This is a genomic window from Saccharopolyspora sp. NPDC050642 (genome assembly GCF_040654735.1).
GTDB lineage: Bacteria > Actinomycetota > Actinomycetes > Mycobacteriales > Pseudonocardiaceae > Saccharopolyspora > Saccharopolyspora elongata.
Window position 1 is genome coordinate 47,794 of sequence record NZ_JBFAIN010000027.1, and the last position, 22,052, is coordinate 69,845.

Here is a 22,052-nt window from a genome sequence, read left to right on the forward strand (position 1 = left end):
TTGCGCTTCGGTCAGCACGTCCCGCACGCTGTGCGCCGGGATGACGACCGTCGTGCCCGCCGCCCCGTCCGCGGGCGAGGCGCCACCGGCCGCCGACTCCGAGATGGCCCGCGCCCAGGAACAGCTCGCCGCTACCGCGGACCAGTGCGGTGCCTCACTTGCCGCACGGCTGGACGACCTCACACTCCTCGTCGGTGTCCCGCTGCCCGCCCTCGTCCCCGATCCGGCCCTCCTGCCCCCGGAGTCGCTGCGCGTCTTCCGCATCGACCGGGCGTGGATCGAGGCCCTGGTCGCCGGGGCTCAATCCACCGGCGCCCACACCGAACTGGACGTCACACTGGCCCCCTACCTCGACCAAGCCATCGCCCGCGCCACCACCGCCGAGCCTCCACGCGCGGGAGTTCTGATCAAATCCGCACTCGTGCCGGCGTGGCCGGAATTCGACCTCACCGCAACCCGCGATGGCTCCCCGGTCCCCGAACTGCGCCGCGCCCACCTGGCTCCGGACGTACTGCTGTGCCTGTTCGACGACGTGCCCGACGCGGTCGACCTCCCCGAACCTCCCGAGGGCCTCTCCTTCGGCATCGACCTAAAGTCCAGCCCCACCCACACCACATTTGTCGCTGACGTCCACCTCCTCAGCAGGGAACAGGGAGGACGGCAGACCCCGATCTTCAACGGCTACCGCCCCGAGTTCTCCTTCCGTACCTGCAACGTCGCTGGGGTCATCACACTGCACGACAGCAACGAGATGGCCATGCCAGGCGACAACGCTGAAATGACGGTCAACCTGATCCAGCCGGTCGCCATGGAAGAGGGACTGCGGTTTACGATCCGCGAAGGAGACAGGACCGTCGGCACCGGAGTTGTGTCCCAGGTCCTGTGAGTCCTAGGCCCCGGACATGGGCTTTATCCGGGTGTCGGAGGTGGCGCCCGAGGAGGTGGGCACGCTGGCACTCGCCTGTCACACCAATCGACCTGGTCGGCGTCATTCCAGGTGCTAGCTGGTCGCTTGCAAGCGTGCGCACTGGTGACGCCCCGCCGCCTATACTGGACACAATGGACATACGGTGGCTCATGGCCAGTGGAAACAGGACCAGGCGGGCCTCTTCCAGGCGTGGGTGAAGGGGCAGGGGGCCTCGGTAGCGACGACCCGGGCGGGGTCCGCGAACATCATCGGCAGATCCTCGGGCGCGACCACTAGGTGCTCGGTCTCGGGCAGGGCGCGGATCGCCTGTGTGCGGCGTAGATGCCGCCGTCGTTGCCCGTTTCAGCCTTGCTGCGGTGCACTTTGGGGCGCGGCGGGCGTCACCAATGCCAAACGTGCCTCAACACGGATTGAGTCTCTGACCGGAGAATATCCCCAGCACCTCCAGATAACCTTCGGACTGGTCACCGTCCCGTGCACTCTTCACCGAGCAACCCGGGACCGCTCGGTGAGCTTCCACCAGATCCACGCCGGGTGCGGCGCTTCTATGGGGTGCAGAAGCGTTCTCTCGGCTGGGCTTCGGCATAGGCGCAGCTCAGGGCGTAGGAGCAGCGTGTCGCTTGCTGCAACAGGTGTCGCCGCCGTCGAATGAGGTCGGCCGTGGCGGTGGTTCGAAGCGGTGGGACTGCTGCTCGACAGCCTCGTTGGCGTCGATGAGGGCCCGGATTCCAAGGTGGCGTTCCGGTAGCCGACGCCGAAAACCCGGCACTGCTCCAGCCTGCTGGCTCACGCTACGCGTGAGGGTGGCTGCGGCGGTGGTCGTCGGGTTGGGGGCCGATGGTCAGCAGGGGCCGGTAGTGGCCTTTCGGGTGCGATTCGCCGATGAGCTGGCCGTCGGCTTCGATCCAGGCGTGGGCGGCGAAGGGCTGCGTGCGCACCCCGGTGCACCAGGTGGGCCAGGTGCCTCGGGCACGGCAGAGCAGGGCGGTGGCGATGGAGCGTTGCAGGCAGCCGCGCCCGGCGCAGCGCAGGCTGACCGACACCGCCGCCTGGCGCGCGGCCAGGGCTTGGTCGGCGGTTGCCGGTGCCGCGCCGCGTCGGGCGAACTCCAGGACACGCCGCAGCCGGGCCGGACGAATCGAGGCCAGAGGGCGGGCGAGGGCCACGGCCAGCAGTGGCAGGAGCCTGCGGCGCCAGGGCAGCCGGTGTTGTTCGGCCAGGGTGACGGGCATGCTCATGACGTGATCACCAGTTCGGCGGTGCGGAGCTGGTCGACGACGGCGGTCACGTCACGTGCGGCTCGTTCCGGGGCGATGTGGTGGTGTTCGGCGAGTTCGGCGGCGATGTGGTCGGGCGGGCTGCCGCCGAGCAGCCGCTGCAGGACGCGGGTGCCGGTGGGGTTGAGCTGAAAGTAGCGCCCGGTGCGGCCGTGCAGCAGGACGGTGCCGTCGTCGGTGTCGGTGCTGGTCACCTCAGGGTGCAGTCGGAGCAGCATCGGTCCTCCTGGTCGGGGTGGTGGGCTGGAGTGCGGTGCGCAGCCAGGTTTCGCAGCCGATCAGCGCCTCCAGGGCGAAGGCGCCGGTGGTGGTGGGCTGCGGAGTGACCAGATGGGTGCGCACCGCGTCGGGGTTGATCAAGCCGTGCTCGGCCAAGGCTGAGTCGGCGAACGACTCCAGGATCGAGGGCGTGTTGCGGTGCAACCCGATACGGATGTCGGCGCTGAACTCACCTTTGGTGGAGCGGCCTGCGATCTCATCGGGCACGATGCCGCGCATCGCCTCGGCCAGCAGCGGCTTGTAGCGCCACGGCCCGGCATGTTCGTGGGTCCGCACCGTCAGCACCGCTTCGGCGACGCGATCATCGAAGAACGGTACGTCCAGCTCTGTTCCGGCCTCAGAGAATAGGCGTGCCAGCAGTCGGTAGTGGGCCGCGTAGGTGCGCAGGACGAGCAGTGTCTGGTGCTGGCCGGGATCGGTGGCCAGCGGCTGTGCTTGCTCGGCGGCCCGCCGCAGCGCCGCTTGTGCGAGGTCGATGCCGGCGCTGGTGGCCCAATCCGGTGCGCGCAGCGGCCAAAGCCCCCATCCCAGGACCGGTCGGCGTCTCGGTGGCGCGGGCGCGGTGAGCCAGTTGGCTTGGGTGCGCCACCAGGACGCCACATCCCCCGGCCGGGCCAGCTTGGCAAGGGTGGACCACGTTGGCCAGCGTTTCAGTGCGGCGTATCCGCGTACGTGGCGGATGGCGGTGATCGGGTGCCGCCACAGCAGGTGGTGCAGGTAGCCCGGCAACGGGGTGAACAGTTCGTCGCCGCCGTGCCCGGCCAGATGCCGTCGGGAACCGCGCTGGGCGAGCACGCGTGCGCTGTGGCGGGTGCGGGCGGCGGTGCGGGCGAACGGGTACGGCTCCTCGGTGCCTTCTGGCACGTGCGGGTCGGCGAACAGTGGCGGAAGCTCGTGCGGGGCCACGACGTGGTGCTCGGCCTCGGCCAGAGCGCGCATCGCGTGAGCGGCGAACACGGCATCGTCGTTGCCCGCCTCGGCCTCACCCCACCGGAAGGTCAGTAGGTTCGGTGTGGCGCTGGCAGCCAGGAAGCACAGCGACGTCGAGTCCATGCCTCCAGACAGGTCGGTGCTCAACCGCCCCTAGGCAGGGACGCGCTTGTCCATCGCCGTGGTCAGCACCTCGCGTACGGCCACCACACCCTGCTCGAACGGCTGCCGGGCCGCAGGCGGAGACCACCAGCGCAGTTGCCGCGCCCGATCCCGCTCCCACACCAGGCAGTGATCGGCAGGCACCGCGGAGATCCCCGACCAGACCGGCCGTTCGTTCAGCGGTGGCGGAAGCTGCCTTCCACAGACCAACCGCACCGCCAGCGCCTCCTCGTCCACCCCTGAGCGGGCCATGGCGGCGAGGAGATCTGCACGGTCTGAAGCGACATCGACACCGTGCACTCGAGTGCAGAACACCCGGCGTAGCCCGGTCATGCCGCCCTGGAGGCGTACCTGGCCGTGGATCGACACGACGACGTGCCACGACCCCGGCAACGCCGCCACCAACGAATCCACATCGGACACGGACCGCACCCGCGCCGCCAGTTCGGACAGCCGCGTGGGTGTGACCGGACCGACGCCGATCACACCCACGCGCACCGGGCCCGCACCGGCCAGCACAACCTGCCCGGCCGGCCACCTCCCCACCAGCCACGGCCGCCCCGACGCATGCGGCACCACCCGAGGTGATGCCCACGGAAGCGCGTCCCACAGCGCCGCGGGGGTGGCTACGTCCGGCAAGACCACGAACCCGTCACACGACATCGGCACTGGACCTAGTCTTGACCGTACTCAGCGAAGGAGTCGCCGCCGAAAAATCCGGAGCCGAGTGTGTCCTCGTTGAACTCACCGACCTCCACCAGCATCGGCGGGATGTAAACGTCCGTGAACGTCTGTTCGGTCATCACAACCTCCAACAGTTACACGAAGTAGCTGATTGCTACCGCAAGCAACTGTGGGAGCGGTTGCCGTGCGCGGCAACCGAACCTGGGAGCCACCACTCGGCAGACCCACCGGCTCGGTGACCCACAACTGGCTATGTCAAGAAAACGACGTGATCGACCACGGCAGCACGCACAATGTGGGCCGGTCCCTCGAGATCTCGCAGGCGCGGCGACGGTGGGCGTTGATCGCACTGTGCATCACCGAGGTCACCAGCTGGGGCGTGCTGTACTACGCCTTTCCCGTTCTCGCGCCGCGGATCAGTGTGGAGACGGGGTGGTCGGTGCCGGCGGTGACGTGGGCGTTCTCGGTCAGCCAGATCGTCTCCGCGTTCGCGGGCATCGCGGTGCGCAGGTGGCTGGACCGGCGTGGGCCTCGTGCGGTGATGATCGGTGGGGCGGTCCTGGCGGTGCCCGCGATCGTCGGGATCACCTATGTCCCGACCTATGAGCTGTTCCTCCTCGCATGGGCCGTGGCGGGGCTGGCGATGGCGGCCGCCTTCTGCCCGCCCGCGTTCGCCGCGCTGACCCGCTGGTACGGGCCGGACCGCGTTCGCGCGCTGACCGCCCTCACGCTCGTGGCCGGACTGGCCAGCACCGTATTCGCGCCCTGACCGCGGCGTTGAACGGGTACCTGGACTGGCACGCCACCTACCTCGTGCTCGCCGTGATCGTGACAGATGGGAGCTTCCTCTGTGGACTGTTCATCGGTCGCACCGCACGGCGATCGAGGAGGGACGCCGCGTGTCGTGCGGCAGAGCGCCCGCTACAGCCGGCCGCGGAGGTACCCGAAGAACCCGGGCGTCTTGGTGACGCGGAGGCGGGTGAGCTTGCGGTAGCTGATCCGCCACCGCCCCTCCACCTTCCGGTATTCCTCGTGGTAGTGGCCGTAGCCGTGCATGTGCTCGGTGACATCACCGCGCTGCCACCAGAGCTCGTCCTCCATCGCCCAGACTCCGCGCGCCGTGGTCGGGGAGGTGAGCTCGATCTCCGGTGTGTGGCCGTGGTGCACCGTGGTGACCTTGGTGGCACCGTCGAGGAGCCCGGAGATCGCTTTCGTAAGCGCGACGGCTCCGACCACCTTGTTCTCCCGACCGTCCGTCTGCGGTCGGTTCTGGTCCGGAACGTCGGCGTAGGACTCGCTGACCACGTCGTCGGTGTGGCACTCCGCGTAGCGGTCCCACTGTTTCGTGTCCATCGCGCGGAGGCGCTTGGCGAAAAGCGATTGAATCTCCGAGATCGCCAGCACCTGCTCCGCCACCGACGGCATCGCGCCCACGTGATCGCTCGACATGCCTTTCCTCCTGCATCGATATCGGCTTCCAGCCGCCACGATTGCCGCCACCCGGGTGCGCCAGGGACAGCGCACACGGCTTCGGCGGGCGCGCATCGAGCGGTCCGACGAGTTCGGGAATTGCCCAAGCGCTTGCTTGATGGCGGTTAGGTTAAGCATGCGCCGGAGAAGGCGTCAAGCAGCATCATCGCACCGCCCCGTGGGAGAAGCGGCGTGTTGACGAAGCGCTCCGCGTTGTCGTCGACGAGGATCCCGCCGGTGAACCACAGCGAGAACGTAGAAGTTCCGTCCGGGTGGGTGATGCCCGGCGACCACCACGCCTCCGACATCAGGTCGGCCCGGGCATCGATTCCAGCCAGGATCGCGCGTTCCAGGCCGCAGGCGACTCCCGGTGAGCGGGAAAGCTGCGCGCATTCGGTGGGCGTGGCTGGAACCCTGGGGCCGAGAGCCCAGCCGGATTTCGGGCACTCCGCCAGTGAAGGGGACTCCGATGGGGCGACTCGACGGCAAGGTGGCCGTCATCACCGGCGCCGGGCAAGGCAGAGGAGCTGCCACCGCGCGGTTGTTCACCGCCGAGGGTGCGGCCGTGGTGCTCGATGAGGTGCTCATCGAGCCGGGCAAAGTGGTCGCGGACGAGATCGGGCCGCAAGCGATGATGTCCGGGTTCGGCGCGTACGCCGAGTGGAACAGGTCATGATCTGCGTGGAAACGCTCGGCGACGTCCGCGATTTCGCGAAGACGTCGGGATCGGCCGCCGGCTGACGGATGGATATGAAGTCGCCCAGGCCCACGGCCTGGACCTTGAGGTCATCGAGGTTGTGCAGGCCGGCGGCGGCAGCGGCCCGTGTGTATCGGTCAGCGGCGTCCGCCACGCGGGAGCCCGGCGTCCTTCGAGGTCGTCCCTTTGATGTCCGCGACGAACGAGGACATCTGCCCGGTGCTATGCGGCCACCGACTGCGGGAATGCGAGCACGTGGTCGGGGTCGTAGGTCGCCGCGACGGAGCGGAGCCGGGGCAGATGGGTTCCGTAGTAGTCGTCGGTCGGTCGCCCCGGGGCGATGTAGTTCACGTACGCGCCGGTGTCGCCCAGCACGTTGCTGAGCTGGTCGCGGACCTCCCTCACTCGCGAGGTTGCCGGTTCGCTCTGCGCGGGTTTCGCGCCTGCGTAGACCTGGGCGGTGGCCAGCGCGTCCCGGTGCGGGAACGCGGTTTTGTCCGAAGCCATTTCGGACACCGCCCCGCCGAGTCCGTCGAAGATCACGTCGAGACCTGTCGGGGAGGTGAGGGGGCGTTCCACGCTCGCGGGATCGGCACGGTGTCGCAGGATGAGCGAGGAAGCGGCGAAAGCCTGCTTGGAACTGCTGCCTGCGAAGAACTGCATGGCGCCCAGGAAGTCCTTGGGCAGGACCGTGCGTGCGTCGGATCGGACTCCGGCGCGGCGTTCCAGGTCGTCGAGGAGCGGGTCGAGCTGTTCTGGCCGGCCGACGAAGCATCCGGCCGATCGTGCCGTTGGCGGCGTCCCCGCCGAGATTGTGCAGTTGGCCCACAACTCGCGGGGCGAGCTGGGAAGCCAGTCCTGCCACGCACCGAAGACGGCGGCGGCTGATCCGGCGGGGAATCGCAGCGAGAACACCGTCAGCTCCGGGGCGGGTGCGGTGGTCAGCTGCAGCGAGGTCACGATGCCGAAGTTGCCGCCTCCTCCGCCGCGCAACGCCCAGAACAGTTCGGGTTCGGAGTCGGCGGAGGCCGTGACCATGTGTCCGTCGCCGGTCACGACCTGCGCCGACACCAACTGGTCGCAGGTCAACCCGTACTGGCGGGTCAGCGGTCCGATACCACCGCCCAGGACGAGCCCGCCGATGCCCACCGACGGGCATGAACCCGCGGGCAGGCACCGTCCTGCCCGCGCCAGTGCGGCATAGACATCTCCGAGCCGCGCTCCCGGCCCGATCGATGCGGTGCCGTCCGCATGGACCTCGACCCCGTTCAGGCCGTCGAGGGCGATGACCAGGCCGTCCTGCGGGGTCGAGTAGGCCGCGTAGCTGTGTCCGCCGCTGCGTGCTGCGACCGGCATCCGCGTGGTCTGCGCGAACTCCAGGCATGCTCGCACCTCGTCCGGTGTGCGTACGTGCGCGAGGGCGGCCGGCCTGCGATCGTCGTAGAGGAGATTGAATGGCATCCGGTCCGCCTCGTAGCGCGCATCCGGAGGTTGCACCAGCCGATCTCCGAGGAGCGTTGAAAGGGACCGCCAGTCGGGGCGGACGGGGGCGGGATCGGCGTGCGCCGGGCCGATTCTCGGTTGGAAGGCGGCAGCGGCAGCTGTTGCAAGAACCCCTAGCACCGTGCGCCGTCCGACAGTGTTGACCACGCTATGTCCCCCTGACTTCGTTCTTCGGTTTCTTATTTGGACGTTGGAGCAGTGGAGCGGTTGGTCCGGCATGCGGTGATACCGGCCACAGCAAACTCCTGCTCTGGCCCGCCCATGTCTGGGCAGGGCCATCGAGGACCGGACGACGTCCCTAGCCGGGTCCGTCCAGCACCGTGGTGGGCTGGTCGGTGCGGAGCAGGAGCCACAGCTGGTCCGCCTCGGGTTGTTCGGGGACCAGGCGGTTGGGATCGGCCGAGCTGCTGGCGTGCGGCATGGTCAGAAAGGTGACCGCCTGCGGAGACAGGTCGTGCAATCGTGTTCCGAGGTCCAGAGTTTCGTCCAAAGAGGACAGAGCGCTGTCGACTGTGACCGCGGAGCCCGCGGTGCGCAGGATCCGCTGAAGCTGCACAGGATCGAGTAGCAGTTGTTCGGCATCCAGCTTGTGCCAGAGCGCGGTGAGGAACTGGTGTTGCAGGCCGATCCTGGCGAGGTCGCTGCCGTCGCCGACACCGTGCCTGGTGCGGTTGAAGGCCAGCGCCTGCTCGCCGTTGAGCAGATGGCTGCCGGCGGGGAGGTGGAGGCCGCTGTACGAATCGTCGATCGGTTCCGGCAGGGTGACCTCGATGCCACCGATCGCGTCGACGAGCTTGGCGAATCCGACGAAGTCGACCTGGACGACGTGGTCGATCCGCAGGTCGGTGAGCTTCTCGACGGTCGTCACCGCGCAGGTCGCACCGCCGACCCCGAGCGCCATGTTGATCGGAGCCTGCCTGGCCGCCGGCGTCCATCGCCCATCGCGCAACGGACACGACGGCCGGGGTGCCAGGGTGTCGCGGGGGATTGAGACGACAGTGGCGCTTCGGCGGTCGGCGGAGAGGTGGACCACCAGCATCGTGTCCGACCTCGCCCCGGCGATCTGTTGGTCGCCAGCGGCATCGTAGGCGGCGTTGTCGCCGGACCGGGTGTCCGAACCGATCAGCAGGATATTCAGCGGTTTTCGGCCCGTGCTGTCGGGCGCCGCGCTCGGGCGATCGTCCCCCAGCGCTTCGAAGACGTCCACGGACTTGTACGGCAGGTGGGAGGACAGCAGGCCGTAGGAGGCGGCACCGATCGCCCCGACGCACACGAGCGCGATGGTGATGCGGCGAGCCCGGCGCCGGGTGGTCAGGGGCGGCGGCGATGCGGCTGGCATGGCATCAAGTCTGGCGGGACGATGTCATGCGCATGCGCGGGAAATGTCTTGGATCTGTAACAGGTCCGGGGTCCGGATGGTTCCACGACGTGGCCCATCGTTTGCTTCGACGGCGATGGGTACCAGAAATCACAGCCCCAGCAGCGGTCTGTGACACAACCATGACATCGCCATTGAACGATGCGCACATCCCTTGCGCACCATGAAGGACAGACGTGCAGGACATCCATGCAGGGTTCGCGTCTGTCCACATGTCGGGAGCTCGCGGGACTGATGCCTGAGCGGTTCCTCTGACGACCGGGGAAACCGCGCCGGACATCCGCCGGTGCGGGCTTTCGAATGGTCTTCTCGTACATGGCCGCCAATTCGACGTGCGGGCTCGTGTCGCCGGTTTAGCTGTGACCAATCGCTGTAGCAAGGGGTAATTAGATGAACACGAGGCGTCGCATGACGCCACGGCACGGTATCGGGGAAGCCGCTCCTACGGCAGCAACGCCAAGGGGCACCGCAGACACGGCCCCGATGAGACCGGTACCGCTGGGGATGGCTGACACAGTTCCACTTCGCACGCCACCGCTCGGTCGTGAACCTGCTGCCGACCAGACAGTGCGGATGCAGCGGATACCGGCGGAGAACCGAACCGGCGACGCGAAACGGCGATACGCACGGGGGCTCGACGGCCTGCGGGCGCTCGCGGTCCTGATGGTGCTGGTCTACCACGGCAACGAGGAGTGGTTGCCGGGCGGATTCCTCGGCGTGGACGTGTTCTTCGTCATCAGCGGGTATCTGATCACGGATCAGCTGTGCGCCCAGTGGCAGCAGACGGGTGGTCTGGATCTGACGACGTTCTGGGTACGGCGGGTCCGCCGGCTCGTTCCGGCGGTGCTGGTGGTCCTAGCAGTCGCCACGGCGGCAGCAACGATTCTGAAACCCAGTCTGCTGTCCGGTATCGGCGGCGAGTTGCTGGCGGCGGTGACGTTCACCAGCAACTGGTGGGGCGTCGTCAGCGGGGCGTCGTACTTCTCCCAGTTCTCGGACCAGTCGCTGCTCCTGCACCTGTGGTCGCTCGCCGTGGAGGAACAGTTCTACCTGGTCTGGCCGCTGGTTCTGCTCGTGGTGCTGCGCCTGGTGCGCCGTCGGAGTGCGCGCGCCTGCATCGCGTTCGCCATGGCCTGTGCTTCCGCCATCGCGATGATCGTGCTGCACGATCCGGGAGCTGACGCGTCGCGCGTTTACTACGGGACCGACACGCATGCGTTCGGTCTTTTGCTGGGAGCCACGTTGGCGATCGCGATGCCGTCGCAGTGGTTGGCCGGGCTGAAACGACCCGGCGCCAGCGTGCTCAGCGTGCTCGGCTTGGCCGGAGCAGTGGCGCTGGCCTTCATGGCTGTACTGTTGAGCGGGTCGAGCGAGTTCCTGTATTCCGGCGGTTTCGGATTGGTCGCCGTCGTCGCCGGTGCGGTGGTGGCAGCGGCGATCCCGACGGCTGGTTGGCTCGGTCGCCTGCTCAGCTGGCAACCTCTCCGGTGGATCGGTTTGCGCTCCTACGGGATCTACCTCTGGCACATGCCCGCGGTCGTGCTGTTCTCGGCCAGCGGTCTCGCTGTTTCCGATGTCCTGGTCGTGGGTCTGGTCACGGCTGTTTCCCTCGCGGCTGCGGCGGTTTCCTACCGTTGGGTTGAGCAACCCTTCCGCCGCAACGGTATCCGCGCGACGATCCGTCGACTGGCCGCTCCATCGCGCACGGGCGATACCAGGACAGGGCCAGCCGTCCTCACCGGTAGCGTGGTGGTGCTGCTCCTGCTCGCAGTCACGGGCGTGGTGCTCGCGCCGCCGAAGAACGACCTCCAGTCCCAGATCGCTGCGGGCGAGGATGCGGCCGAGACCACTCCGCTGAACCCGTCACCCCCACCCCTGGTCGCTCCGTCGACGGAGGTGCCCGCCATCCAAGGAACTCAGGTACCCGCCATCGAAGAACGTCGTGTGCCGGGTACCGGGGTGACCGCTTTCGGCGACTCCGTCATGGCGGCAGCCGGCACCGCACTGCGGGAAAGGCTGCCGGGCGCGAACTTGGACGTGAAGATCGGCCGCCAGATGTGGGACCTTCCGGAGTTGATCGCGTCCGAACGCGACAGCGGCAGGTTGGGCTCGGTGGTCGTCGTCGGCTTGGGCACCAACGGAGACTTCAACACGAGCACCCTGGAACGGGTGATCTGGGAAGTCGGACCGCAGCGCGAGGTGGTGTTGATCAACATCAGCGTCCCCAAGGACTGGCAGGACCGGGTCAACGCGAAATTGGCGGACGCCGAGGCCAGGTGGCCGAACGTCACCGTGGTCGACTGGCGCACCGCGGCGCAGAACCACCCGGGTGTCTTCTGGGACGATGACACGCACCCGCGAAACCCGAACGGCACCGGCCTCTACGTTGACCTGGTAGTCGAGGCGCTCCCGCCCCAGGTCAAATGACCGCGTCACCGATTTGTCACGAATTGTGCACGGACTTGTGGGGCGGCCTAACTGTGCGATGAGGGGTGGTCGGCGTGTTCGAACCAAAAGGCGAAGCCGATACTGTGCGAGTGTCGCATGTGTTGTTGATCGAGGACGATCCCGCGGTGCGGGAGGGTCTGCAGCTGGGTCTGAGCCAACAGGCGCATGTGGTGCGGACCGCATCGACGGGGGAGGAGGGGCTCGCCGCTTTCCGGTCGCAGCCGCCGGACATCGTGGTGCTCGATCTGATGCTGCCGGGGATGGACGGCTTCGAGGTGTGCCGCCGAATCCGGGGCTCCGGTGAGGTTCCGATCATCATGCTGACCGCGCGAAGTGACGATCTGGACGTCGTCAGCGGTCTGGAGGCGGGCGCCGACGACTACGTGGTCAAGCCCGTCCGGCCCCGAGTTCTCGATGCTCGGATCAGGGCTGTGCTGCGTCGTGGTGCATCACCGCAGCTATCGGCCCAGACCCATGGGGACCTGGTGATCGACCGAGGCTCGTTGGTGGTGACCAAGGCGGGCATCCGGGTGGCGCTGGCGCCGACGGAGCTGCGGCTGCTACTCACCTTGTCCGCGACACCCGGCCAGGTGTTCAGCCGGCAGCAGCTGCTGCAGGCGGTGTGGGAACACGAGTACCTTGGGGACTCCCGGCTCGTCGACGCCTGCGTGCAGCGGTTGCGCTCCAAGATCGAGGACAGCCCGGCGAGCCCGGCCTACGTGCAAACCGTGTGGGGCTTCGGCTACCGCTTCGGACCGGTTTGATCAGCGAAAGAGGTCCGGTGAGGTCTCCCCGATTCCTGAGGGGGCTGCGGGTTCGGCTGATATTCGGTTTCCTGCTGGTGTCGATGGCGGGCGTGGCCGCGGCCACCGTAGCCGGTTATGCGACGGCACGTTCGTCCCTGCTGGCTGCGGACCAGAACTCGGCAGTCGCCGAGGTGCGCCAGCGCGTGACCGCGCTCGCTCCGGACCTGACGTACCCCCCGGACCAGCCATCGCTGGACGCGCTCGCAGCGCAGCTCCCCGTCGGCGCCACCGTCGTCTACCACGATCTGCGTTCTCCGGAAACGCCGCTGGACCCGGTGATCTCGCCTGAGCTGCAGGCAGCTGTGCGTACCCGTTCGCGGGTCGAGGCGCAGCAAGTCGGCACCTCCAAAGGGCCCGCGCTGGTAATCGGGATGCCTGTGCTGACCAGGCAGCTGAGCGGCACGAGTGTGCCTTCAGGTTTGGAGGTGTACGTCGTTCACGACCTGTCGGCCATCCAGCAGCAGATCAACGCGCAGGCCCGCATGGCGTGGCTGACGGGCGTGCTCGCGGTGCCGCTGGCCGTGCTGGTCGCGCTGTTGTCCGCCCGGGGAGTGCTGCGACCGGTGCGCGAGCTCCGCCGAGCAACGGTCCGGCTTTCCGACGGGGACCTCACCGCGCGGCTCCAGGTCCGCGGTAACGATGAGCTGGCCGAGCTCGCGAGCACCTTCAACAACAGCGCTGCGGAGCTGGAACGCATCGTTGCCGAACTCCGGCGCATGGAAGCCGACTCCCGCCGATTCGTCGCCGACGTCTCCCACGAACTGCGCACTCCGCTGAGCGCGATGATCGCGGTGACCGACATCCTCGAAGGGGAGGCTTCTCGCATGCCGGACAACGCGGCCAGGTCGGCCCGGCTCCTCGTGGGGGAAACTCGCCGGCTGACCCGACTGGTCGAAGACCTGATCGAGGTTTCGCGGTTCGACGCGGGATCGGCCCAGCTGGTGCAGGAGGACGTCGATGTCGGCGAAGCGGTGAGGGCAACACTCGACGCCCGGCGATGGACCGAGGCCGTGCAACTGGAGCTGCCGGACGGGCTGTTCGCCAGGCTGGACCGGCGCCGACTGGACATCATCGTCGCGAACCTGGTGGGCAACGCCCTGCGCCACGGCCGACCGCCGGTTTCTGCGGTGCTCCGGGACACCGAGAACTGGATCGAGCTGGAGGTCACCGACCACGGGCCTGGGCTGCGTCCCGAAGTGCTGCCGCACGTGTTCGACCGGTTCTACAAGGCGGACGCGGTGCGGACCCGCTCGGAGAGCAGCGGCCTCGGGCTCGCGATCGCCCAGGCCAACGCCCGACTGCACGGCGGCGACATCCAAGCCGGAAACCGGCCGGAAGGAGGGGCCAGGTTCGTGCTTCGCTTGCCTCGCCACAACGACACAAGCGGACCAATCGAGCTTTGATGCGCAGCCGCGCGGTGCGGCATTCCGTGAGCAGTGGATTCAGCTCATCGCTGGACAGGTGCGGTCGGCGATCCGATCACCTGTGATTCCTTTGTGCAGCAGGATGTCGACGGTCTTTTCCCGCATCGTTCCGCCGCGCGCTGCATCGACCGCGAGGGCCGTGCACACGACCTGGTCAACGGCCAGCGGTGACAGGTCGTAGGACGGGAGAACTACGGTGATCAAATGATCGGTCACGATGACGTTCACGTCCACCAGTGCCGCGCCGAGCTTGGGCACCTCGGTACGAAGCCCCTTGGTCTCCTCGAAACCACTGAGTCCTGCCCCGAGCATCAGGTACTGCACCGCCCCCCGCACGTCACCGAGCTTGCCGTAGGGCACGCCATCAACATCCCCGCCCGTTCGCACGATCACGGGTCGCAGGGCGTCGCCTTCCAGGTAATACAGCGTCGGGCCAATGGCGATGCCGCTTGGAGGATCCCCGGCATCGCTTACCTCGTTCGTCGCCGCGCCACCACATCCGGCGACCAGTGAGATTCCCGCCAGCACCGTCGCGAGTCGCCACCACAACGAGGCAGATCTTGGGCTCGAACGATGCACGCCACGATTGTCGCATGCTCTCCGTGACCGGCGAAGGCGGTTGCCAAGCATCATCGGGAATGGTTCGAGGGGTTCATTCCCGTCGAGAGCGAGAAGCATGCCCCGGCCCGGCGGCAGGCGCCGACCACACCGGCGGTGTAGAACTTCGAGTCCGCACGCACGATCCGCATCCCGGTGCAGCCGGCTTCGCTTGCCCTGGCGAGGGATTCAGCGACGAACCGAGGGGCGCTGTGCGAACGACCGCGGAAAGGTGCCCACAGTGGACGGACCCCAGTCGGTGATCCCATCCGTGCAGGTCGAGCGCCGCTGGGAGTGGATCAGGTGCCGCTGGTGGCGAAAGGGCGGGGGTATCTATCGGCTGACGGTCAGCGTGGTGCTCTGCGTCGGGCGAGGGAACTGACCGTGGCCGAGTTGTGGACGGTGAAGGAGACGGTTCCGGGGAGGAAGCGGTCCTCCGACCACAACAGGGGTGCGCCGGTGGGGTCGGTGGCCCGGCGGACTTCGCGGAGAAGACCGGTGCCCTCGGCGCAGCCCAGCAGGCGGGCGTCGGTCTCATCGGCAGCGACGATGTCGATGGTGTGCTCACTGTCTGCGAAGACGACGCCGGAGGCATCGAGGGCGCCGGTGTGCGAGGGCGAATCCGGCGCCAGGGTTTCGATGACCTCACCGACCCGTACCGGGTAGACGGTGCGTTCAAGCATGACCGGAACGCGTCCGAGGAACCTGAGGCGGAGCACTTCGGTGATGTCGTCCCCAGGATTGAGCTGCAGGCGCTCTCCTTCAGCCGCAGTCGCTGCGCGAACGCGAGCATGGATGGTCCGGGCGCCGGGTTCCTCGCCCAGGGAGCGTGCCCAGTTGGTGAAACTCAGCAGTTCATGGAAGCTCTGGGTACGCGCGGTCCCCAGGATCACCCGCCGGGTTCCCCTGCGGGAGGTGACCAGCCCATTAGCTCGAAGCAGCGCCAGGGCATTGCGAACGGTGCCGCGGGAGACCCCGTACTGTTCCGCGAGACTCTCCTCGCTGGGCAGGCGCCCGTCGTTGCCGAACCTTCCTGCCTCAATCGCGCGACGCATGTCGGCTGCCAACTTTTGATACCGAACGGCTCCTGCCCCGCTCCGCTTGCCGTTCCCTTCGGCTCTTTCGCTGACCATCCGCTCAAGATACCCCGTTGCGCCTCTTTGTCCTGCAGATGCACCTTTTTCCATCGACTGCCCGCCAACAGTTCCTCCTCTCGCGCCCATCCGTTCACCGGCATGACACCCGGCCCGGCGACAGTGATGGCCGCAAGTTGTATAGCCAACTTTAGGGGACTCGAATGAAAGCGACCCTCCGTCGCGTCAGCGCCATCGGTGCCGCGGCCCTGCTGCTGTCCGGGCTGGCCGCGTGTTCGTCCGGGAATGGTGCCTCCGACTCAACGGATGGCGCCACTGACTGGCGCACCGTGACCTCGGTCGAAGAAGGCGGCGGCATGGATGCCCTGATCGCCGCCGCGAAGAAGGAAGGGAAGCTGAACGCCATCGCGCTTCCGAAGGACTGGGCCAACTACGGCGAGGTCATCTCCACCTTCGAGAAGAAGTACGGCGTCAAGGTTGAGGTCGAGAACCCGGATGCCTCCAGCCAGGACGAGATCACCGCAGTGTCTTCCCGCAAGGGCCAGGAACGCTCGCCGGACGTCATCGACGTCGGGCACGATTTCGACGTCGCTGCCGCGAAACAAGGCCTGCTCGCCCCGTACAAGGTGACGTCCTTCGGCAAGATCCCGGACTCCCAGAAGGAGGCCACGGGGCTCTGGTACAACGACATGGGTGGCTATGTCTCCATCGGCTGCGACGCCGGTCGCGTGTCGAAGTGCCCCACCAAGTTCTCGGAGCTCCTGGACCCGCAGTACAAGGGCAAGGTCGCGCTCACGGGCAACCCGGTGGAGTCCGCTTCCGCTTTCGGTGCCGTGTTCGCCGCCGCTCTCGCGAACGGCGGGTCCTTCGACAACATCCAGCCCGGCATCGACTTCTTCGCGAAGCTGAAGCAGGCCGGCAACTTCAACCCCGTCGAGGCGACACCCGCGACGATGGAGAAGGGTGAGACGCCCATCGCCGTCGTCTGGGACTACCGCAACGCGGCTTACTCCGATGAGCTGAAGGCCAAGGGGATTGAGTGGAAGGTCACCATCCCCGAAGACGGAGTTTTCGCCCAGTACTACTCCCAGGCGATCGTCAAGTGGGCGCCGCACCCGGCCGCTGCTCGCCTGTGGCAGGAATTCCTCTACAGCACTGAAGGGCAGAATCTCTGGCTGAAGGGCTACGCCCGCCCCGTGCTGCTGCCCGTCATGGTCGCCGACGGCACGGTGGACAAGAGCTCGCTTGACCGCCTGCCTCAGGTCAATGAGGACAAGGTCGCCTTCCCGACGGAGGCTCAGGGCCAGGCGGCCAAGACCGCAGTATCCAATGACTGGGCGAAGGCCGTCTCCTGATGACGACTGCCACGCCCACCGTCATCGCCGATGCGCCCAGCGTGGCCCGGCGCCAGGAGCCCCAGGCGCCCCGGCGCCGGGGCCGCAGGTCTGCCACCGGCTGGCTCGGCGTCGCCCCTCTGATGGCCTTCGCCGTGATCGTGCTCGGCCTGCCCGTGATGGCCATGGCCGTCGGCTCGGTCACCATCACGACCGACACCGGCGCCACCGAGTTCACCGGGGCCAACTTCGCCGCCACCTTCGACGGTCCGTATCTGGAGAGCCTGCTGGGAAGCATAAAGCTCGCCGCGTTCTCCGCCTTCGTCGCGACCGTCGTCAGCCTGCCGATCGCCAATGCCATCGTCACCTCGCGTTTCCGCGGGTTGCGCGAGGCGGTGCTCTCGGCTTCCGGCGTGATCGCGAACTTCGGCGGCGTACCCCTCGCCTTCGCCTTCGTCGCCACCCTGGGCAATGCCGGCGTCCTCACCGGATTCTTCGGTCTCGCAGACAAAGGCTGGAGCCTGTACTCCTTCTGGGGGCTGGCGATCGTCTACCTGTACTTCCTCATCCCGCTCATGGTGCTCACCCTGACGCCGGCGCTGGACGGCCTCAAACCCCAATGGCGGGAGGCCGCGCAGAACAACCGCGCCACCGGCTTCCAGTACTGGCGGCATGTGGCCTTCCCCATCCTGTTCCCGACGCTGCTCAGCGGCTTCGTTCTGCTGTTCGGCAGCGCCTTCAGCGCCTACGCGACGGCTGCCGCCATGGTGGGGAGCTCCATCCCCCTGGTGACCGTGAAGATCGCCTCGGCATTGACGGGTGACGTCCTCGTGGACCAGGGCAATGTCGCCCTCGCACTCGGCATGAACATGATCATCGTGGCCGGGATCGTCATGGGCATCCAGCTCCTGCTGCAGCGAAGGAGTTCGAAATGGCTGTCCTGACCGGCTCTCGCCCGGCACCGACCAAGGAATCCCGACTCGGCTCCAACGTCGTACTCACCGCCGCTGCGGTCTACTTCCTGGTCCCCGTCCTCTGCGCACTGGCCTTCACCTTCGGGCTCGGTGACCCTCGCCAGACGCCCAGCCTGGACGCTTACACCGCGATCTTCACCACCGAAGGGCTCGCTGGAAGCCTCGGCCTGACACTGCTCCTGGCAGCCGCCACGATCCTGCTCGTCTTCGGCCTGCTGCTCCCGGCCCTGCTCGCCGTACGCCTTGCTGTCCGCCGCGCGAAAGCCGTGGTCGCAGTCGTCTGCATGCTCCCGCTCGTCGTCCCGGCGGTGGCTCTCGGTGCCGGAATCACCACGGTCCTGCGCTGGGGAACCGACTGGCTCTACGACACCCCGGGGTTCCCCGTGCTTGCCGCCCTCCAGCAGCCCGATTTCCCGCTGATCCTGGTGCTTGTCTACACGCTCATGGCCCTGCCCCTGGCCTATGCCACCCTGGAATCCGGCCTGAACGCGATCGACTTGAAGGTCCTGGTCGAGGCCGCGCGGTCCTGCCGGGCGTCCTGGCCCCGGGCCCTGTTCCTCGTGATCCTCCCGAACCTCCGGGAAGCCTTGCTGAACACCGCCTTCCTGACCATCGCCTTGGTCCTCGGGGAATACGCCGTCTCCGCACTGCTCGGCTTCCAGCCCTTCGCCGTCTGGACTGTTGCGATCAGCGGTGCCCACGCCCAGCTCTCCGTCGCCGTCTCCATGGTCGGCCTGATCGGCACCTGGCTCATCCTCCTTGCGGTCGCGAAGCTCGGCCGCTCCAAAGCGTCCAAGGGGACTTCATGACGCCCACCACCAGCTCCCGGCCCCCAGCTGCCACCTGCAGCGCGGGCCTGGAGTTCCGCGAACTGCGCCGGTCCTTCGGCGCCACCACGGCCCTCGACGGACTCAGCCTCACGATCAACCCCGGCGAGATGCTCGCCCTCCTCGGCCCGTCCGGCTGCGGGAAGACCACGGCGCTGCGCATGGTCGCCGGTTTCGAGCACCCTGACTCCGGCGAGGTCCTGGTGGACGGCAGCGACATCACGGGTCTTCCCGCACACCGCCGTGACGTCGGCATGGTGTTCCAGTCCTACAGCCTCTTCCCCCACCTCACCGTCGCCGACAACGTCGCTTTCGGAATGCGCATGCAAGGCGTCCCCAGTGCAAAGCGCCGGGCCCGGGCCCGCGAACTCCTCGAACTCGTCGGACTCCCCACCCAGGCCGGCCGCTACCCACGGCAACTCTCCGGCGGCCAGCAGCAACGAGTGGCCCTCGCCCGTGCCCTCGCCCTGGAGCCCCGGGTGCTGCTGCTGGACGAGCCACTCTCCGCCCTCGACGCGAAGGTTCGGCAGTCCCTGCGCGACGAGATTCGCCGCCTCCAGCTGGACTTGGGCATCACCACTCTGTTCGTCACCCACGACCAGGAAGAGGCACTGTCCATATCGGACCGCGTGGCCGTCATACGGGCAGGCAGCCTGGAACATTGCGCCACACCGGACGAGCTGTACAACGCACCTGCCACCCCCTTCGTCGCCGAGTTCGTCGGCACCATGAGCCGCCTGCCCGGCCGTCTCAACAGCGATGGCACCCAGGTGGACGTTCTGGGCCTCACCCGCCCTGTCCAGGCACACCTCCCCGCTCGCAGCGGCAGCGCGGCCACCGAGCACGACACCCGCGACATCGACGTCCTCGTCCGGCCCGAAGCCCTCGCTGTCAGCGCTGCACCGGAAAGCCGGTCACAAGTCGTGGCTGCGTCCTTCCTGGGAGCGACGACGCGCCTCACGGTGCGCCTGGACAGTGGCCAGGAAGCCCTCGCCGATGTCCCCACCGCCGTGGCGTCCACCGTTCCGGTCGGTTCACGTGTCCGGCTCAGCCTCCCGGAACGGCCCGTCCTGATCGACCAGGCCAGGGAGAGGGAGCCCGCCGCATGATGCCGCACCAGGACACCACCGCCCTGCCCGACGGCGCGCAGGCTCACACGGCACCGGAAAGCGCCGGAATGGCTCTGCCCGCAGCTGTGCTCTTCGACATGGACGGGACCCTCGTGGACACCGAACGGCTGTGGTGGGACGCCGTCGAAACGGTGGCCCGCAACCTAGGCAGGACGCTCGGGCCGGAGGACCGGCCTGATGTCGTGGGGCGCCCGTCCCAGCACACGGCCGCGTACCTTGCGTCCACGGCGGCCACCCCGTCTGCCAGCGCACTCGCCGCACGGCTCGACGAGACCTTCACAGCCCTCGTGGCCCAGGAGGTCGTGCCCCGGCGAGGAGCCCTGCAGCTCCTCCACCTCCTGGCGGGGCAGGGGATCCCAGCGGCCATCGTGTCGGCCTCGCCCCGCCGCGTGGTGCAGCTGGTCCGGGAACGGCTCGGCCGTGAGCTGTTCACGCTCATCGTGGCCTTCGAGGACACCGCCGTCTCGAAGCCTGCCCCTGATCCCTACCTGGAGGCCGCGCGACGGCTGGGAGCCCAGCCTGCCGAGTGCGTGGTGGTGGAGGACTCACCCGTTGGCCTCGCCGCAGCGGAGGCAGCCGGCTGCCCCGTCGTCGTCGTACCGTCCACCGTCCCGATCGACGCCGCCCCCGGCCGCACGATCATCACTTCCCTCGAAGAGGTCACGATCCCGCTCCTGGCACAGGCAAGAGGCTCCGAGCGATGACCACCCCGATCACGAAACCGGTGACGACAGTGAACACTCCCACCTGCCCGACGCCTCCTGCCGCCGGCCGGCCCCGGATCATCCTGCTGGGCATCGACGGGCTCCGCTGGGACCTCGCGGCGGATTCCCCGGCCGCCCCAGCATTGCGCGCCATGGCCGCCGAGGGCGAACTTCAGCCCATGGTGATGGAAGTGCCCACCATGTCCGGCCCGGGATGGTCCTCCATCCTCACGGGGACGACTCACGCCGAGCACGGGGTGAAGGACAATTCCTTCGTGGGGCACCGGCTCTTCAGCCATCCGGACCTGCTCTCCCGAGCCTTCTACCAGGACCTTTCGACCAGGACTTTCGCTGCCGCGGGCTGGCCGCCGCTCGTCTCCCCGGAAGGGCTGGGGCCGGTCATCCACCAGCGGCTCGAGCAGCAGAAGGCCGGGCTGCACACCGTCATCTGCCGCGACGGTGAAACCCACGGATTCGTCAGCATCGACGCCGAGATCACCGATTTCACCCTCGCGGCGCTCACGTCCCACCGCGTTCCCGATGTGGCCTTCGTGTACTTCTGCGATGTGGACGATGCCGGGCACGTCTACGGCGCCCGCAGCGAGCAGTACCAGGCGGCGCTGGCCCGGGTTGACCGGCACATCAGCCGCATCCGCCAGGCCGTGCAGGCCCGGGCGGATGAACACGCCGAGAACTGGCTCCTGGTGGTGGTGGCGGATCACGGGCATCTGGACGAGGGAGGGCACGGCGGGAGCACCCCCGAGGAACGGAACTCCTTCATCCTGCGCTGGCAGGCCGGCGGATCGCTCACCCCCTGGCCCAGGACGGTCTCGCCTCACGAACTGGTGGAACTCCTGCTGGACGAGAGCTCCCGGGAGCGGTAGCGCCCAGCATTGCACTCACGCACACGCGAAGACTCCCATCCAAGCCCATCCTGCTGGTTTCCTCGTCCTCGGCCAGGCCCCGGACCTGGCGGCGGTGCGCTACCAGACGCATTTCCATTTGACCAGGGTTGGTGGAGAAAGCTGCCCCTCGGTTACTTGGGCGCGGAACGGCGGTAGGAGCCGCTTGGGGTCCGTGCTCGCCGGATTCTTCAGTCCAACCAGGACGCTCATCCAGAACTTCGCGCCAGGCGGGCGCCGGTTCCACCCCCGCCCGGCAGGTCTGAGGCCGGAGGAAGCTGGAGCCACACCCGGTTGCCGCGATCAATGGCACAACTATCCGGGCCGATGTCAACGCTTTTCTCGCACTGGATGCAGGGCTTGTGGGCTGACCCGAGGGATGTCCGTGACTCATGGGTTCTGAGAGATGGATGTGGAATATGTAGACGAACCGAGGTGTATTCAAATCCAATTTTTCCTGCTTGCTTGGTGAGACTGCAGCGGCGCTGTGTGGAAGAATAAGTG

General features: G+C 67.7%; 20 protein-coding genes and 2 pseudogenes. 12 read left to right on the plus strand and 10 right to left on the minus strand.

Annotation, left to right across the window (positions count from 1 at the left end):
• Positions 1–607 precede the first annotated feature (607 nt).
• A pseudogene (locus tag AB0H93_RS31065) lies at positions 608–886 on the plus strand (elongation factor Tu); the annotation flags it as partial.
• Between the two features lie 833 nt (positions 887–1,719).
• On the opposite strand, the gene AB0H93_RS31070 reads toward AB0H93_RS31065, so the two are convergent.
• The 5 genes from AB0H93_RS31070 to AB0H93_RS31090 form a co-directional block, all read right to left on the minus strand.
• Positions 1,720–2,166 (minus strand): lasso peptide biosynthesis B2 protein, encoded by a 447-nt coding sequence (locus AB0H93_RS31070; RefSeq protein WP_358577240.1) that lies wholly within the window; start codon positions 2,164–2,166, stop codon positions 1,720–1,722.
• Positions 2,163–2,423, minus strand: coding sequence for a lasso peptide biosynthesis PqqD family chaperone (locus tag AB0H93_RS31075; protein WP_358577242.1), 261 nt, complete (start codon positions 2,421–2,423; stop codon positions 2,163–2,165). The genes AB0H93_RS31070 and AB0H93_RS31075 overlap by 4 nt, the downstream gene beginning before the upstream one ends.
• Complete coding sequence (locus AB0H93_RS31080; RefSeq protein ID WP_358577244.1) at positions 2,401–3,561, minus strand: asparagine synthase-related protein; 1,161 nt, start codon at positions 3,559–3,561, stop codon at positions 2,401–2,403. The genes AB0H93_RS31075 and AB0H93_RS31080 overlap by 23 nt, the downstream gene beginning before the upstream one ends.
• Positions 3,562–3,567: 6 nt before the next feature.
• The gene (locus AB0H93_RS31085) at positions 3,568–4,152 is read right to left on the minus strand and encodes a hypothetical protein (RefSeq protein ID WP_358577246.1); all 585 of its coding nucleotides are present in this window, start codon (positions 4,150–4,152) and stop codon (positions 3,568–3,570) included.
• Between the two features lie 98 nt (positions 4,153–4,250).
• On the minus strand, positions 4,251–4,379 hold the full coding sequence (locus AB0H93_RS31090; RefSeq protein ID WP_358577249.1) for a lasso RiPP family leader peptide-containing protein: 129 nt from the start codon (positions 4,377–4,379) through the stop codon (positions 4,251–4,253).
• A gap of 176 nt (positions 4,380–4,555) precedes the next feature.
• Here AB0H93_RS31090 and AB0H93_RS31095 point away from each other — a divergent pair.
• Positions 4,556–5,088: pseudogene (locus AB0H93_RS31095) on the plus strand (MFS transporter); the annotation flags it as partial.
• Between the two features lie 93 nt (positions 5,089–5,181).
• On the opposite strand, the gene AB0H93_RS31100 reads toward AB0H93_RS31095, so the two are convergent.
• Positions 5,182–5,709, minus strand: coding sequence for a nuclear transport factor 2 family protein (locus tag AB0H93_RS31100; protein WP_358577251.1), 528 nt, complete (start codon positions 5,707–5,709; stop codon positions 5,182–5,184).
• 490 nt (positions 5,710–6,199) lie between these two features.
• Here AB0H93_RS31100 and AB0H93_RS31105 point away from each other — a divergent pair, with 490 nt between their 5' ends.
• The gene (locus AB0H93_RS31105; protein ID WP_358577253.1) at positions 6,200–6,406 is read left to right on the plus strand and encodes a hypothetical protein; all 207 of its coding nucleotides are present in this window, start codon (positions 6,200–6,202) and stop codon (positions 6,404–6,406) included.
• A gap of 243 nt (positions 6,407–6,649) precedes the next feature.
• On the opposite strand, the gene AB0H93_RS31110 is transcribed toward AB0H93_RS31105, so the two are convergent.
• Both AB0H93_RS31110 and AB0H93_RS31115 read right to left on the minus strand, forming a co-directional pair.
• The gene (locus tag AB0H93_RS31110) at positions 6,650–7,888 is read right to left on the minus strand and encodes an FAD-binding oxidoreductase (RefSeq protein WP_358577255.1); all 1,239 of its coding nucleotides are present in this window, start codon (positions 7,886–7,888) and stop codon (positions 6,650–6,652) included.
• A gap of 340 nt (positions 7,889–8,228) precedes the next feature.
• Positions 8,229–9,137 (minus strand): LCP family protein, encoded by a 909-nt coding sequence (locus AB0H93_RS31115; protein ID WP_358577257.1) that lies wholly within the window; start codon positions 9,135–9,137, stop codon positions 8,229–8,231.
• 744 nt (positions 9,138–9,881) lie between these two features.
• Here AB0H93_RS31115 and AB0H93_RS31120 point away from each other — a divergent pair.
• The 3 genes from AB0H93_RS31120 to AB0H93_RS31130 all read left to right on the plus strand — a co-directional run bounded on the left by AB0H93_RS31120 (position 9,882) and on the right by AB0H93_RS31130 (position 13,965).
• Positions 9,882–11,735 (plus strand): acyltransferase family protein, encoded by a 1,854-nt coding sequence (locus tag AB0H93_RS31120; protein WP_358577259.1) that lies wholly within the window; start codon positions 9,882–9,884, stop codon positions 11,733–11,735.
• Between the two features lie 110 nt (positions 11,736–11,845).
• Positions 11,846–12,520: a response regulator transcription factor gene (locus tag AB0H93_RS31125; protein ID WP_358577261.1), complete on the plus strand. Its 675-nt coding sequence runs from the start codon at positions 11,846–11,848 to the stop codon at positions 12,518–12,520.
• 17 nt (positions 12,521–12,537) lie between these two features.
• Positions 12,538–13,965, plus strand: a complete 1,428-nt coding sequence (locus AB0H93_RS31130; protein WP_358577263.1) for an ATP-binding protein — start codon at positions 12,538–12,540, stop codon at positions 13,963–13,965.
• Positions 13,966–14,004: 39 nt separating this feature from the next.
• Here AB0H93_RS31130 and AB0H93_RS31135 read toward each other — a convergent pair whose 3' ends face one another.
• Together AB0H93_RS31135 and AB0H93_RS31140 are read right to left on the minus strand one after the other, a co-directional pair.
• On the minus strand, positions 14,005–14,535 hold the full coding sequence (locus AB0H93_RS31135) for a hypothetical protein (protein WP_358577264.1): 531 nt from the start codon (positions 14,533–14,535) through the stop codon (positions 14,005–14,007).
• Between the two features lie 395 nt (positions 14,536–14,930).
• Positions 14,931–15,650 carry a GntR family transcriptional regulator gene (locus AB0H93_RS31140; protein ID WP_358577265.1) on the minus strand — a complete coding sequence of 240 codons (720 nt, stop codon included), beginning with the start codon at positions 15,648–15,650 and terminating at the stop codon, positions 14,931–14,933.
• A gap of 230 nt (positions 15,651–15,880) precedes the next feature.
• Here AB0H93_RS31140 and AB0H93_RS31145 point away from each other — a divergent pair, with 230 nt between their 5' ends.
• From AB0H93_RS31145 to AB0H93_RS31170, 6 genes are read left to right on the plus strand one after another with little or no spacing between them, the layout of a single operon-like run.
• Positions 15,881–17,032, plus strand: a complete 1,152-nt coding sequence (locus AB0H93_RS31145; protein WP_358577268.1) for an extracellular solute-binding protein — start codon at positions 15,881–15,883, stop codon at positions 17,030–17,032.
• On the plus strand, positions 17,032–17,955 hold the full coding sequence (locus AB0H93_RS31150; RefSeq protein WP_358577271.1) for an ABC transporter permease subunit: 924 nt from the start codon (positions 17,032–17,034) through the stop codon (positions 17,953–17,955). Before AB0H93_RS31145 ends, AB0H93_RS31150 begins: the two co-directional genes overlap by 1 nt.
• A complete protein-coding gene (locus AB0H93_RS31155) occupies positions 17,943–18,794 on the plus strand; it encodes an ABC transporter permease subunit (protein WP_358577274.1) in 852 nt (283 codons plus the stop codon). The genes AB0H93_RS31150 and AB0H93_RS31155 overlap by 13 nt, the downstream gene beginning before the upstream one ends.
• The gene (locus AB0H93_RS31160) at positions 18,791–19,921 is read left to right on the plus strand and encodes an ABC transporter ATP-binding protein (protein ID WP_358577276.1); all 1,131 of its coding nucleotides are present in this window, start codon (positions 18,791–18,793) and stop codon (positions 19,919–19,921) included. Before AB0H93_RS31155 ends, AB0H93_RS31160 begins: the two co-directional genes overlap by 4 nt.
• On the plus strand, positions 19,918–20,646 hold the full coding sequence (locus AB0H93_RS31165) for an HAD family phosphatase (protein WP_358577278.1): 729 nt from the start codon (positions 19,918–19,920) through the stop codon (positions 20,644–20,646). The genes AB0H93_RS31160 and AB0H93_RS31165 overlap by 4 nt, the downstream gene beginning before the upstream one ends.
• A complete protein-coding gene (locus AB0H93_RS31170; protein WP_358577280.1) occupies positions 20,643–21,530 on the plus strand; it encodes an alkaline phosphatase family protein in 888 nt (295 codons plus the stop codon). Before AB0H93_RS31165 ends, AB0H93_RS31170 begins: the two co-directional genes overlap by 4 nt.
• Positions 21,531–22,052: the final 522 nt, after the last annotated feature.

Coding starts and splice junctions, on each gene's coding strand:
- AB0H93_RS31070 (WP_358577240.1), bottom strand. CDS start 2,166: ATGAGCATGCCCGTCACCCTGGCCGAACAACACCGGCTGCCCTGGCGC.
- AB0H93_RS31075 (WP_358577242.1), bottom strand. CDS start 2,423: ATGCTGCTCCGACTGCACCCTGAGGTGACCAGCACCGACACCGACGAC.
- AB0H93_RS31090 (WP_358577249.1), bottom strand. CDS start 4,379: ATGACCGAACAGACGTTCACGGACGTTTACATCCCGCCGATGCTGGTG.
- AB0H93_RS31100 (WP_358577251.1), bottom strand. CDS start 5,709: ATGTCGAGCGATCACGTGGGCGCGATGCCGTCGGTGGCGGAGCAGGTG.
- AB0H93_RS31105 (WP_358577253.1), top strand. CDS start 6,200: ATGGGGCGACTCGACGGCAAGGTGGCCGTCATCACCGGCGCCGGGCAA.
- AB0H93_RS31110 (WP_358577255.1), bottom strand. CDS start 7,888: ATGCCATTCAATCTCCTCTACGACGATCGCAGGCCGGCCGCCCTCGCG.
- AB0H93_RS31120 (WP_358577259.1), top strand. CDS start 9,882: ATGCAGCGGATACCGGCGGAGAACCGAACCGGCGACGCGAAACGGCGA.
- AB0H93_RS31145 (WP_358577268.1), top strand. CDS start 15,881: ATGAAAGCGACCCTCCGTCGCGTCAGCGCCATCGGTGCCGCGGCCCTG.
- AB0H93_RS31150 (WP_358577271.1), top strand. CDS start 17,032: ATGACGACTGCCACGCCCACCGTCATCGCCGATGCGCCCAGCGTGGCC.
- AB0H93_RS31155 (WP_358577274.1), top strand. CDS start 17,943: ATGGCTGTCCTGACCGGCTCTCGCCCGGCACCGACCAAGGAATCCCGA.
- AB0H93_RS31160 (WP_358577276.1), top strand. CDS start 18,791: ATGACGCCCACCACCAGCTCCCGGCCCCCAGCTGCCACCTGCAGCGCG.
- AB0H93_RS31165 (WP_358577278.1), top strand. CDS start 19,918: ATGATGCCGCACCAGGACACCACCGCCCTGCCCGACGGCGCGCAGGCT.
- AB0H93_RS31170 (WP_358577280.1), top strand. CDS start 20,643: ATGACCACCCCGATCACGAAACCGGTGACGACAGTGAACACTCCCACC.